At 57.3% G+C, this 12,835-nt stretch carries 12 protein-coding genes and 1 tRNA gene; 2 read left to right on the top strand and 11 right to left on the bottom strand.

Annotated elements, in window-relative coordinates; genetic code table 11:
- Nucleotides 1-115: 115 nt before the first annotated feature.
- From B9Z40_RS17165 to uvrB, 11 genes are all read right to left on the bottom strand, one after another.
- Entirely contained in the window at nucleotides 116-796 is a 681-nt protein-coding gene (locus B9Z40_RS17165) for a hypothetical protein (protein WP_143473993.1), read from the bottom strand.
- A gap of 529 nt (nucleotides 797-1,325) precedes the next feature.
- Nucleotides 1,326-1,400: transfer RNA gene (locus B9Z40_RS14595), tRNA-Val, on the bottom strand.
- A gap of 107 nt (nucleotides 1,401-1,507) precedes the next feature.
- Entirely contained in the window at nucleotides 1,508-2,218 is a 711-nt protein-coding gene (gene dnaQ, locus B9Z40_RS14590; protein ID WP_100174081.1) for a DNA polymerase III subunit epsilon, read from the bottom strand.
- Nucleotides 2,219-2,234: 16 nt separating this feature from the next.
- The gene (gene fdx / locus B9Z40_RS14585) at nucleotides 2,235-2,573 is read right to left on the bottom strand and encodes an ISC system 2Fe-2S type ferredoxin (protein ID WP_100174080.1); all 339 of its coding nucleotides are present in this window, start codon (nucleotides 2,571-2,573) and stop codon (nucleotides 2,235-2,237) included.
- Nucleotides 2,574-2,601: 28 nt separating this feature from the next.
- Nucleotides 2,602-4,467, bottom strand: a complete 1,866-nt coding sequence (gene hscA / locus B9Z40_RS14580) for a Fe-S protein assembly chaperone HscA (protein ID WP_100174079.1) — start codon at nucleotides 4,465-4,467, stop codon at nucleotides 2,602-2,604.
- A gap of 16 nt (nucleotides 4,468-4,483) precedes the next feature.
- The gene (gene hscB, locus B9Z40_RS14575) at nucleotides 4,484-4,999 is read right to left on the bottom strand and encodes a Fe-S protein assembly co-chaperone HscB (protein ID WP_199172578.1); all 516 of its coding nucleotides are present in this window, start codon (nucleotides 4,997-4,999) and stop codon (nucleotides 4,484-4,486) included.
- A gap of 14 nt (nucleotides 5,000-5,013) precedes the next feature.
- Nucleotides 5,014-5,337: an iron-sulfur cluster assembly protein IscA gene (gene iscA / locus B9Z40_RS14570; protein ID WP_100174077.1), complete on the bottom strand. Its 324-nt coding sequence runs from the start codon at nucleotides 5,335-5,337 to the stop codon at nucleotides 5,014-5,016.
- Nucleotide 5,338: 1 nt separating this feature from the next.
- Nucleotides 5,339-5,725 carry a Fe-S cluster assembly scaffold IscU gene (gene iscU, locus B9Z40_RS14565; protein WP_100174076.1) on the bottom strand — a complete coding sequence of 129 codons (387 nt, stop codon included), beginning with the start codon at nucleotides 5,723-5,725 and terminating at the stop codon, nucleotides 5,339-5,341.
- A 32-nt stretch (nucleotides 5,726-5,757) separates the two neighbouring features.
- A complete protein-coding gene (locus B9Z40_RS14560) occupies nucleotides 5,758-6,975 on the bottom strand; it encodes an IscS subfamily cysteine desulfurase (RefSeq protein WP_100174075.1) in 1,218 nt (405 codons plus the stop codon).
- Nucleotides 6,976-6,995: 20 nt separating this feature from the next.
- Nucleotides 6,996-7,532 carry a Fe-S cluster assembly transcriptional regulator IscR gene (gene iscR, locus B9Z40_RS14555; protein WP_100174074.1) on the bottom strand — a complete coding sequence of 179 codons (537 nt, stop codon included), beginning with the start codon at nucleotides 7,530-7,532 and terminating at the stop codon, nucleotides 6,996-6,998.
- 125 nt (nucleotides 7,533-7,657) lie between these two features.
- Nucleotides 7,658-9,784 carry an excinuclease ABC subunit UvrB gene (gene uvrB, locus B9Z40_RS14550; RefSeq protein WP_100174073.1) on the bottom strand — a complete coding sequence of 709 codons (2,127 nt, stop codon included), beginning with the start codon at nucleotides 9,782-9,784 and terminating at the stop codon, nucleotides 7,658-7,660.
- 123 nt (nucleotides 9,785-9,907) lie between these two features.
- Between uvrB and B9Z40_RS14545 the strand changes: the two genes are divergently transcribed.
- Both B9Z40_RS14545 and B9Z40_RS14540 read left to right on the top strand, forming a co-directional pair.
- Nucleotides 9,908-11,104 carry an amino acid aminotransferase gene (locus B9Z40_RS14545; RefSeq protein WP_100174072.1) on the top strand — a complete coding sequence of 399 codons (1,197 nt, stop codon included), beginning with the start codon at nucleotides 9,908-9,910 and terminating at the stop codon, nucleotides 11,102-11,104.
- A 170-nt stretch (nucleotides 11,105-11,274) separates the two neighbouring features.
- Nucleotides 11,275-12,831, top strand: coding sequence for a polyhydroxyalkanoate depolymerase (locus B9Z40_RS14540; RefSeq protein WP_100174071.1), 1,557 nt, complete (start codon nucleotides 11,275-11,277; stop codon nucleotides 12,829-12,831).
- The last annotated feature ends 4 nt before the right edge of the window (nucleotides 12,832-12,835 follow it).

The following is a 12,835-nucleotide window of genomic DNA, read 5'->3' as shown; positions in this document are numbered from 1 at the left end:
AAAACGAAAGGAGCTAAAAACACAGAACAGCTAAACTTATCCACAACCGAATAAGCCAATTCTTTAAAAACCAGTGGCTCAATATTCGATGCAAACACTGGCTCAGTTTGTCTGGCTAATCAACAGGGTTATGGCCACCAATGAGCAAAGACTCAGGCACACCATGTTTTATGACTTCGACAGCGCGTGAAAACTGAGTTTCACTGCGTGCAGCGTTAAGATCATCGGTGACTTCCTTCGGGGCTCCGATTTTTTGAGCAACACGAATAATCTCATCGATGATTCGAGTCTTTTGATTTTCGACGACACGACGATAGTATGCAAACGCAGCAATACCAAGACCTTGGTTTTCGGCTCTCCGCCCCTTCAAAAAGTAATCACGCTCACCACCGATCATTGTTATCAATCGTGATGGAGTTGGCGGCCCAAATGGAGGGTACTCCCCGAACTTCATAAGTTCGCCGTTTACCTCATCCTCACTTAGTCGTGACCAGAACGCGTATGTCTTTTTTGACTTTTTACAATTGCGGCAAACAAAATTCAGGAAATGTTCTTTTCTTTCCGTTGGTCGAAGATATTCCGTATCTTTCGGCTCGAAATAACGGATGCCTTGGCACGCCTCGTTATCGCAATGCAATTGAATCGCCGGAACTTGCATATGCCAACTTGTACTTGGGCCAGAAGCTTTTCTACCAAGCGCTTGAATCAAAACATTTTTGCCAGGAGACACTTCCTCAAAGAATGCTTTGACTGTAAGTCCACTTGGTGGTTTTGCAATTAGTTGAGGATCATTCATAGATCATGTCCGTAAAGGGCTCTGGGATTGATAGTCAGAAGTCTAGCTCTTACCGACCGCTTCCAGCCTTTAGCTCATGCTGATGCAATAACCGCGTTCACCTAATGTTGACTTCTGCAAAAAAAAGGCGAAATCACGCTGATCTGCGGCATCTGCATGTGCGCAAAGTCTGCGTAAGGCAGTGCTCTTTTGCAGCTGGCACCCGTGCGGCGCTCAAAAAAGCCCTACAGCGCGTTTTTTCTTGGGTTCGCTGGGCAAAGTAGCTGGACTCATTTCAAAACAAACGTAGCGTTTTTTTGAAGCTGAGCACAGCGCTAGCTGTGTTGGAGAAGAGGCAAAAAGCAAGGCCGCATTGACACCATGTGGGCGTCACTGAGAACAGATTGAATTGGGGTTGTTTCGCTGTTCCGAAATCTATGAAAAGACATCGAAAAATCTATGAGAAGTAGTAAACCCGGACCATACTACTTTGAATATAAGAAAAAGCACTTAGAGTTTCCTCTAAGTGCTTGATTTCATTGGGAATTTTTGGTGGGCGATGCAAGTTTCGAACTTGCGACCCCTGCAGTGTGAATGCAGTGCTCTACCCCTGAGCTAATCGCCCTACGCCGCTTGGCGAAGAGCGCAATTATGACATGAAAACATGGCCTTTTAGGGCTGAAGCAGCTGAAAAATCGCTGCCCAACGCATTGCCGTTTTGGCCCACAGGGCTCAAGCTGATTGAGCCAATCGCCAAACGGTTTTGCCGCCACTCGATTTGTCGAGTTGGGTCAGCACCTCATCGTGCGCGGCCAGCTCTTGGGCATTGGCGGGAAGTACCGACAACACATAGGTGCTCAGGTCCACTTGCACCTTGACCGACTGGGTGTCGGTGGGTACGTCGCCCGCATCGATCAGCAAGGCCTCTTGGCCGCGGGTCATGTTGATGTAAACATCGGCCAGCAGCTCGGCGTCCAGCAAAGCGCCGTGCAGGGTGCGACCGGAGTTGTCCACTTCGAGTCGGTCACACAGCGCATCCAAACTGTTGCGCTTTCCGGGGAACATTTCCTTGGCCATGACCAAGGTGTCGATCACCCCACTGACATAGGTTTTGAAGGGCTTTTTGCCCACACGCTCGAGCTCTTTGTTCAAAAAGCCCACATCGAAAGCAGCGTTGTGGATGATGATCTCGGCGTCGCTCAGGTAGTCCAAAATTTCTTCAGACAGCTCGGCGAACTTGGGCTTGTCGCGCAAAAACTCGTTGCTGATGCCGTGCACCTTGAGCGCGTCTTCGTGGCTGTCTCGCTCTGGGTTGAAGTAAAAGTGCAGGTTCTTGCCCGTGAGCTTGCGGGCGAACAACTCCACGCAGCCCAACTCGATGATGCGGTCGCCACCTTCGGCCGACAAGCCCGTGGTTTCGGTGTCCAGAACGATTTGGCGCATGGTCTAACGCTCCCGCTCAGTGCAGTTCTTTGGCGTGGTTGATGGTGTAACGCGGGATCTCGATGACCAAGTCGCTCTTGGCCACAAAAGCCTGGCAGCTCAGGCGCGAATCGGGCTCTAGGCCCCAAGCGCGGTCGAGCAGGTCTTCTTCGGTTTCTTCCATCTCGTTGAGGCTCTTGAAGCCTTCGCGCACGACCACATGGCAGGTGGTGCAAGCGGCGCTCATGTCACAGGCGTGTTCGATGTTGATTTTGTTGTCGAGCAGCGCTTCGCAAATGCTGGTGCCTGCAGGTGCGGTGATCTCGGCACCTTGCGGGCAGTATTCGGGGTGAGGCAGGATTTTGATGACAGGCATGGGTATCTTTGCAGTTCGGTGTGGACTTTTACAAGGCCTGGATATTTTGACCGGCCAAGGCTTTTTGGATGCTGTGGTTCATGCGCTCAGCAGCAAAGGCTTCGGTGCCTTTGGCCAGCGCCTGGGTGCAGTCTTCCAGCGCCTTGGCGTCTTGCTCGGTCTGGATGGCCGCCTCCAAGGTGACCATCTGAGCGTCGATGTTGGCGCGGTCAGTAGCGCTCAGCAAATCGCCATCTGCTGCCAAGGCGCTGCGCGTGGCCAGTAGCATGCGGTCGGCGTCCACACGGGCTTCCACCAACGCACGGGCTTTCATGTCGGCCTGTGCGGTGGTGAAGCTTTCTTGCAGCATGGTGGCAATCTGATCGTCACTCAGGCCATAAGAAGGCTTGACGTCAATGCGGGCTTCGACGCCACTGATTTGTTCTTTGGCGCTCACACTCAGCAGACCATCGGCATCCACCGTGAAGGTCACGCGGATGCGGGCAGCACCAGCGGCCATGGGCGGGATGCCGCGCAGCTCGAAGCGGGCCAGGCTGCGGCAGTCTTGCACCAAGTCGCGCTCGCCCTGCACCACATGCAGCGCCAGCGCAGTTTGGCCGTCTTGGTAGGTGGTGAAGTCTTGCGCCATCGCCGTGGGGATGGTCTGGTTGCGCGGGATGATGCGCTCGACCAAACCGCCCATGGTTTCGATGCCCAGAGACAAGGGGATCACATCGAGCAGCAGCAACTCGCCTGCGGCGTTGTTGCCTGCCAGCTGGTTGGCCTGGATGGATGCGCCCAAAGCCACGACCTCATCGGGGTTGAGGTTGTTGAGCGGCGCCTGACCAAAAAACTCACCCACCGCCAGCTGGATTTGCGGCATGCGAGTGGAGCCGCCCACCATGACCACGCCTTGCACATCGTCTTTGCCCAGCTGTGCATCGCGCAGCGCTTTGCGCACGGCAGTGATGCAGCGGGCCGTGAGGGCTTGCGTGGCTTGCTCAAAATCTGCACGGCTGATGGCCGCTGACAAGCTGCCGGTGGACAAGGCAGCGTTCAGGGTGACTTCGGCAGAACTGGTCAGGGCTTCTTTGGCGGCACGGGCAGCGGCCTTGAGCACTGTTTTGTCTTCGGCCGTGACCGCTTGCAGGCCAGGCTGGCGGGCCATGGCGAAGTCGGCCAAGGCCTGGTCGTAATCGTCACCGCCCAAAGCGGAGTCGCCCCCAGTGGCCAGCACCTCAAACACGCCTTGTGTCAGGCGCAAGATGGAAATGTCGAAGGTGCCACCACCCAAATCAAACACGGCGTAAACGCCTTCACTGGCGTTGTCCAAGCCATAAGCAATGGCCGCAGCGGTGGGTTCGTTGATCAGGCGCAGCACGTTCAGGCCTGCCAGTTGCGCAGCGTCTTTGGTGGCTTGGCGCTGGGCGTCGTCAAAGTAAGCGGGCACGGTGATGACCGCGCCGTAAATATCGTCGTTGAAGGTGTCTTCGGCGCGAAAACGCAAGGTGGCCAGAATTTCGGCACTCACCTCGACGGGGGACTTGGGGCCTTGCACCGTTTGGATGCTGAGCATGCCTTGTTCACTGGCCGTGAACTCGTAAGGTAGCTTGCTGCGGTCGGCGATGTCGTTCAGGCCGCGGCCCATGAAGCGTTTGACGGAAGCAATCGTGTTGACCGGGTCAGAAGCGGCAGATTGCACCGCGTCAAAACCAATCTGGCGGCCCTGCCCCGGCATGAAACGCACGACCGAGGGCAAGATGACCCGCCCATCGTCATCGGGCAAACACTCGGCCACGCCGTTGCGTACCGAAGCCACCAGCGAATGCGTGGTGCCCAGGTCAATACCGACCGCGATGCGGCGCTGGTGCGGGTCGGGCGACTGGCCCGGTTCGGAAATCTGCAGTAAGGCCATGTTCAATCGGGAAAATTCAGGTCAATCGGTCGAGTTTAGCGTTCACTTCCTGCGTGAAGCGCTCAATGAACATCAGCGCCCTCACCTGCCCCACGGCTTGCGCGGGGTCTTTGGCCACATCGAGCAAATGAGCCAGTGTTTGCTGGACTCGGCGCTGTTCGTCGGCCACTTCGTCCGCCAAGGCTTGCAAGCCATCGGCACTGTCGGTGTCGTCCAAGCTTTCGCGCCATTCCATCTGCTGCATCAAGAACGCTGCGGGCATGGCCGTGTTGTTCTCAGCCTGCACAGGCGCGCCTTGCATCTCGCACAGATAAGCAGCGCGCTTGAGCGGGTCTTTCAGGCGCTGATACGCCTCATTGATGCGCACCGACCACTGCATGGCCACGCGCTGGGCGGCAGCGCCCTCGGCAGCAAAGCGATCGGGATGGGCTTCGCGTTGCAGCGCTTTCCAGCGGGCATCGAGTTGTGCGCGGTCTTGTGCAAATTGCACAGGCACGTCAAACAGCTCGAAGTCGTTGGCTTGAAGCGAGATCACACGCGCAGTACTCAAACGCGGAAAGACTCACCGCAACCGCAGCGGTCACGCTCGTTGGGGTTGTTGAAGCGAAAACCTTCGTTCAGGCCTTCGCGCACAAAGTCCAACTCCGTGCCATCGATGTAGGCCAAGCTTTTCGGGTCCACCATCAATTTGACGCCGTGGCCTTCAAAGACCACATCTTCGGGGGCGATGTCGTCCACGTATTCCAGCTTGTAAGCCAAGCCAGAACAGCCCGTGGTTTTGACACCCAGACGCACACCCACACCCGAGCCACGTTTGGCCATATAGCGAGAGACATGCCGTGCTGCGGCAGCAGACAAAGTGATGGCCATGTCAGTTCAGGTGTTTCTTTTTGTAGTCTTCCACGGCCGCCTTGATGGCGTCTTCTGCCAGGATGGAGCAGTGGATTTTGACCGGTGGCAGCGCCAGCTCTTCGGCGATTTCGCTGTTCTTGAGGGCTGCAGCTTGGTCCAGCGTTTTGCCCTTGACCCATTCGGTTACCAGCGAGCTGGAGGCGATGGCCGAACCGCAACCGTAGGTCTTGAAACGTGCGTCTTCGATCACGCCGGTTGTCGGGTTGACCTTGATTTGCAGCTTCATCACGTCGCCGCAAGCCGGTGCGCCGACCATGCCGGTGCCCACGCTGTCGTCACCTTTGTCAAAGGAGCCGACGTTGCGGGGGTTTTCGTAGTGGTCAACCACTTTTTCAGAATATGCCATGGTGTTTTCTCCGTATTCAGTTCAATGTCAGCTCAGTGGGCAGCCCACTGGATGGTGCTCAGATCGATGCCGTCTTGGTGCATTTCCCACAGAGGGCTGAGGTCACGCAACTTGGCCACGTTCTCGCGGATGGTCTTGATCGCGTAGTCGATGTCTTCTTCAGTGGTCCATCGGCCAATCGTCAAGCGCAGACTGCTGTGCGCCAACTCGTCGCTGCGGCCCAAGGCGCGCAAGACATAGCTGGGTTCCAAGCTGGCCGATGTGCAGGCAGAACCTGACGACACCGCCAAGCCCTTGATGCCCATGATCAGGGATTCGCCTTCGACAAAGTTGAAGCTCATGTTGATGTTGTGTGGCACGCGCTGGGTGGCGTGGCCGTTCAAAAACACCTGTTCCATGTCGCTCAGGCCATTGATCAGGCGGTCGTGCAAAGCGCGGGCCTTAGCGTTGTCTTGCGCCATTTCCAGCTTGGCGATGCGGAACGCCTCGCCCATGCCCACGCACTGGTGCGTGGGCAAGGTGCCCGAACGCATGCCGCGCTCGTGACCGCCACCGTGCATTTGCGCTTCCAGGCGAATGCGGGGCTTGCGGCGGACATACAAAGCGCCAATACCCTTGGGGCCATAGGTTTTGTGCGAGGCCAAGCTCATCAAATCGATAGGCAACTGGGTCATGTCGATCTCGACCTTGCCGGTAGCCTGGGCAGCATCGACGTGGAAGACGATGCCTTTTTCGCGGCACAGATTGCCAATCGCGGTCACGTCCTGGATCACGCCGATTTCGTTGTTCACGAACATCACGCTGATCAAAATGGTGTCGGGGCGAATGGCCGCTTTCAAGGCGTCCATGTTCAGCAGGCCATCGGCCTGGACATCGAGGTAAGTCACTTCAAAGCCCTGACGCTCCAGCTCGCGCATGGTGTCGAGCACGGCTTTGTGTTCGGTCTTGACGGTGATCAGGTGCTTGCCGCGCGACTTGTAGAAGTTCGCTGCACCCTTGATGGCCAGGTTGTTGGACTCGGTGGCACCGCTGGTCCACACGATTTCGCGGGGATCGGCACCGATCAGATCACCCACTTGCTCGCGGGCTTTTTCGACAGCGGCTTCGGCTTCCCAGCCCCAAGCGTGTGTACGCGATGCGGGGTTGCCAAAGTGCTCACGCAACCAAGGCACGATGGCGTCCACCACGCGAGGATCGCAAGGGTTGGTGGCGCCGTAGTCGAGGTAAATGGGGAAATGGGGTGTGGTCATGGTCTGCTCTTTTTCAGGAATCAGGATTTGGCGAACATATTGCCCAGGTCAAACACCGAGTTGGGCACATTCACGCGGATGGGTTGGCTGATCGGCATGGGGGCAATCGCGCGCTTGAGGCTGGGCTTGTGCTCAACGACCAAGCCTTTGGCCAATTGGTCATCCACCAGCTTTTGCAGGGACACCGAGTCCAAAAACTCCACCATTTTGGAGTTGAGTGAGGCCCACAGGTCGTGCGTCATGCAGCGGCCATCGCCGCCGTTGCAGTTTTCTTTGCCGCCGCAGTGGGTGGCATCGATGGGTTCGTCCACCGACAAAATGATGTCGGCCACGGTGATTTCGGTGGATTTGCGGCCCAGGGTGTAACCGCCGCCGGGGCCACGGGTGGATTCAACCAGGTTGTGGCGGCGCAGTTTGCCAAACAACTGCTCTAAATAAGACAGAGAAATCTGTTGGCGCTGGCTGATGGCCGCCAAAGTCACGGGGCCGGCGTCTTGGCGCAGGGCCAAATCGATCATGGCAGTGACGGCGAAACGGCCTTTGGTGGTTAAACGCATGGCAGACTCCTGAAGTGGTGGGGGCTTGGTCTGTGACCTGCGAAAGCGGGTTCCCGACTAAACGAGTCAAGTATAAACCAATCCCGATCAAATCACTCGGGTTAAGGGGTTATTCATCCGGCGGCTTAAGCCCGGATCAAAGGCACGATGTTGTCGCCGCCTGTTGCCCCAAAAGCCTGCTCTTTCAAAATGGTCAGCTGGTCGCGCACTTGGGCAGCTTTTTCGAACTCCAGATTGCGGGCGTGTTCCATCATTTGCTTTTCCAGTTGCTTGATGGCACGGGCAATGTCTTTCTCGCTCATGTCCTCGACCTTGGCCCTTTGCACCGCGGCCTGCTCCAAGCGCTCGGCTTCTTTGCCCGACTTTTCACTGTAAACGCCGTCGATCAGGTCTTTGACCTTTTTCACAATGCTCTTGGGTGTGATGCCCATGGCCTCGTTGTGTGCCACTTGTTTGGTGCGGCGGCGTTCGGTCTCGCCCATGGCTTTTTTCATCGACTCGGTGATGCGGTCGGCATACAAAATCGCCCGGCCGTTCAGGTTTCGAGCCGCACGGCCAATGGTCTGGATCAAACTGCGCTCGGAGCGCAAGAAGCCTTCTTTGTCGGCATCCAAAATGGCGACCAGCGACACCTCGGGAATGTCCAGGCCCTCGCGCAACAAGTTGATGCCCACCAGCACATCAAAAGCGCCCAAGCGCAGGTCACGCAAAATTTCCACCCGCTCGACCGTGTCCACATCGCTGTGCAAGTAACGCACTTTCACGCCGTTGTCGCTCAGGTAATCCGTCAGCTGCTCGGCCATGCGTTTGGTCAATGTGGTGATCAAAACGCGCTCGTGCTTGTCGACCCGTATGCGAATTTCCTGCAGCACATCGTCCACCTGATGCGTGGCGGGGCGCACTTCGACCTGCGGATCGACCAGTCCGGTGGGACGCACCACCTGCTCGACCACCTTGCCCGAATGCGTCTTCTCGTAGTCGGCAGGCGTGGCCGAAACGAAGATGCACTGTCGCATGCGTTTTTCAAACTCCTCGAACTTGAGCGGGCGGTTGTCCAAGGCGCTGGGCAAGCGAAAGCCGTATTCCACAAGCGTGGTTTTGCGCGCCTTATCGCCGTTGTACATGGCGTTGAGCTGGCCAATCATCTGGTGGCTCTCGTCCAAAAACATGATGGCATCGGGCGGCATGTAATCGGTCAGGGTGCTGGGCGCGTCCCCCGGCGCTGCGCCTGACAAATGGCGGGTGTAGTTCTCGATGCCCTTGCAGTGGCCCACTTCGGACAGCATTTCCAAATCAAACCGGGTGCGCTGCTCCAGGCGCTGGGCCTCGACCAGCTTGCCCATGCCCACCAGCTCTTTCAAGCGCTGCGCCAACTCGATTTTGATGGTTTCCACAGCGGCCAGCACCTTGTCGCGCGGCGTCACATAGTGGCTGGACGGGTAAACCGTGAAACGCGGGATCTTTTGCCGAATGCGCCCGGTGAGCGGGTCAAACAGCTGCAGGCTCTCGATCTCGTCGTCAAACAGCTCGATGCGGATGGCCAATTCCGAGTGTTCCGCCGGGAACACGTCGATCGTGTCGCCCCGCACCCGGAACTTGCCGCGTGAAAACTCCATGTCGTTGCGCTGGTACTGCATGCGGATCAGCTGAGCGATCACGTCGCGCTGGCCCAGCTTGTCGCCGGTGCGCAGCGTCATGATCATGCGGTGGTAGCTTTCGGGCTCGCCGATGCCATAGATGGCCGACACCGTGGCCACGATCACCACATCGCGCCTCTCCATGATGCTTTTGGTGCACGACAGACGCATCTGCTCGATGTGCTCGTTGATCGCGCTGTCTTTCTCAATGAACAAATCGCGCTGGGGCACATAGGCCTCGGGCTGGTAATAGTCGTAATAGCTGACGAAGTACTCGACCGCATTCTTCGGGAAGAACTCGCGGAACTCGCTGTAGAGCTGCGCCGCCAGTGTTTTGTTGGGCGCAAACACAATGGCAGGCCGCCCCAGCTGGGCGATGACGTTGGCCATGGTGAAGGTCTTGCCGGAGCCGGTCACACCCAAAAGGGTTTGAAACACCTCGCCGTCGTGCACCCCCTCGACCAGCTGCTCAATGGCCATCGGCTGGTCACCAGCAGGTGGGTAAGGCTGGTGGAGCTCAAAGGGCGAGCCGGGATAGCTGACGAACGTGCCTTCAGCGTACTTGTCTGCATCAGACACAACTTCAACAACTGGGGCTTCGGACACGTTAGACATCTTTATGGGCAAGGACCTCCCGGCCAAATCTGGCGTCGGAGACCGTTAAAATCAGGGACAACCCGAAAGCCTAACCGAGTAACGGGTTTCCTGCCACCACTGAACACAATCCAAGGACTTTCCATGTCTCTGTTTTCCGCCGTCGAAATGGCCCCCCGCGACCCGATCCTGGGTCTGAACGAGCAATACAACGCCGACACCAACCCCAACAAGGTCAATTTGGGTGTGGGCGTGTACTTCGACGACAACGGCAAACTGCCCCTGTTGCAATGCGTGCAAGCGGCCGAAAAAACCATGATGGCCACACCCACCGCGCGTGGCTACCTGCCCATCGACGGTATCGTGGCTTATGACAACGCCGTCAAGGCCTTGGTGTTTGGCGCTGAATCCGACGTGGTCAAGTCGGGCCGCGTGTCCACTGTACAAGCCATCGGCGGCACAGGCGGCCTGAAAATCGGCGCCGACTTTCTGAAAAAGGTCAGCCCCAACGCAAAAGTGCTGATTTCTGACCCCAGCTGGGAAAACCACCGCGCCATCTTCATCAACGCGGGTTTTGAAGTCGACAGTTACGCCTATTACGACGCGGCCAAGCGCGGCGTCAACTTCGAAGGCATGCTGGCCAGCCTCAATGCCGCTGCAGCTGGCACCATCGTCGTCTTGCACGCTTGCTGCCACAACCCCACCGGCTACGACATCACCGACGCCCAGTGGGACCAAGTCATTGCGGTGGTCAAGGCCAAGGGCCTGACCGCTTTCCTGGACATGGCTTACCAAGGCTTTGGCCACGGGATCGCCGAAGACGGCGCAGTGATCGGCAAGTTCGTGGCTGCGGGCCTCAACATTTTTGTGTCCACCTCGTTCTCCAAGAGCTTCAGCCTCTATGGCGAGCGCGTGGGTGCCTTGTCGGTGGTGGCTTCTGACAAAGAAGAAGCCTCCCGCGTGCTGAGCCAACTCAAGATTGCCATTCGCACCAACTACTCCAACCCGCCCATCCACGGTGGCGCGGTGGTAGCGGCTGTGCTGAACAACCCCGAGCTGCGTGCTCAGTGGGAAAGCGAATTGGCCGAAATGCGTGTGCGCATCAAAGCCATGCGCCAGAAACTGGTGGACAGCCTCAAGGCTGCTGGCGTGCAGCAAGACATGAGCTTCATCACCACCCAGATCGGCATGTTCAGCTACTCGGGCTTGACCAAGGACCAAATGGTGCGCCTGCGCAGTGAATTTGGTGTGTACGGCACCGACACTGGCCGCATGTGCGTGGCGGCGCTCAACAGCAAAAACATCGACTACGTGTGCGCTGCGATTGCCAAAGTCGTCTGAATGGATAGCCATCCGCTTTGACACCTGTCTTGCAACCGCCCCTGACGGGGCGGTTTCTTTTTGGGCAGTCCACAAAGTGACTGTCAATTAGGGGTGACACTCCAAAAATATGGGGCGGTCTCCTGTACTATTGCTGCACCGCACCATTTTTGTTGCAAGGGAACTGCCAAATGCTCTATCAGATTTTTGAAACTCAACGCTCGATCATGGAGCCTTTCTCCGATTTGGCACAAGCAGCGGCAAAACTCTTCGGCAACCCTTTGAACCCCATGTCGCAGACGCCCATGGCACAGCGCACGTCGGCCGGTTACGCCCTGATGCACCGCTTGGGCAAGGACTACGAAAAACCAGTGTTCGGTATCCAGACCGTCAAGGTAAACAAGACCGATGTGGCCATTCACGAGCGCATCGAGATCGACAAACCTTTTTGCGAACTGCGCCGTTTCAAGCGCTTTTCCGACGATGCAGCCACCTTGGTCCAGCTCAAAGCCCAGCCTGTGGTGCTGATCGTGGCCCCTTTGTCGGGCCATTACGCCACCTTGCTGCGCGACACGGTCAAAACCATGCTGCAAGACCACAAGGTCTACATCACCGACTGGAAAAATGCCCGTTTGGTGCCTCTGTCAGAAGGTGAATTCCACCTGGACGATTACATCAACTACGTGCAAGAGTTCATCCGCCACCTGCAATCTACCTATGGCAACTGCCATGTGGTGAGCGTTTGCCAACCCACGGTGCCTGTTTTGGCCGCTGTGTCGTTGATGGCCAGCCGTGGCGAAAAGACCCCTCTGACCATGACCATGATGGGCGGCCCGATCGACGCCCGCAAATCACCGACGGCGGTGAACAACTTGGCCACCAACAAGAGTTTCGAGTGGTTCGAGAACAACGTGATCTACCGCGTGCCCGCCAATTTCCCGGGTGCAGGTCGCCGCGTGTACCCCGGCTTTTTGCAGTACACAGGTTTTGTGGCCATGAACCCCGACCGCCATGCCACCAGCCATTACGACTACTTCAAAGACCTGATCAAGGGCGACGACGCCAGCACCGAAGCGCACCGAAAGTTCTACGACGAGTACAACGCCGTGCTCGACATGGATGCCGATTACTACTTGGAAACCATCGCCACCGTTTTCCAGGACTTCAAACTGGTCAACGGCACTTGGGACGTGAAAGGCGTGGACGGCAAAGTTGAACGCGTGCGCCCACAAGACATCCAAGGTACAGCACTGATGACCGTGGAAGGCGAGCTGGACGACATTTCAGGCTCTGGCCAGACCCGCGCTGCGCAAGACCTCTGCACGGGCGTGCCCGCCAAAGAGCGTCTGCACTTGGAGGTTCCTGGTGCTGGCCACTATGGCATCTTCAGTGGACGCCGCTGGCGCGACATCGTGTACCCGGAAGTGGTGAAGTTCATCCTCGGTCATTCCGGCAAAAAGTCAGCCAGTGCTCCGGCCAAAGCGGCATCCGCCAAAACTGTGGCAGCCCAAGCGCCTGCGCAGGCAGCTGCCAAAGCTATTGTGAAAGTTGCGGCCAAAGCCCCTACCAAAACAGCCAACATAGCGGCAGCCCCAGCGACGCCCAAAGTCGCTGCCCAGACCACCGCCAAAGTTGCCTCAAAGCCCACTGTCAAAGTTGCCGCCAAATCCGCAGCCAAAGCAGCACCTGCAGCCAAATCCAAACCTGCCGTGAAAACGAGCTGGGTTGAACCGAAGAACAAAGCCTGAGGCC

The sequence above is a fragment of the Limnohabitans sp. 15K genome, from assembly GCF_002778285.1.
Lineage (GTDB): Bacteria > Pseudomonadota > Gammaproteobacteria > Burkholderiales > Burkholderiaceae_C > Limnohabitans_A.
The sequence above is the reverse complement of the archived record's forward strand: the minus strand, read 5'-3'. Positions and strand labels throughout refer to the sequence as shown.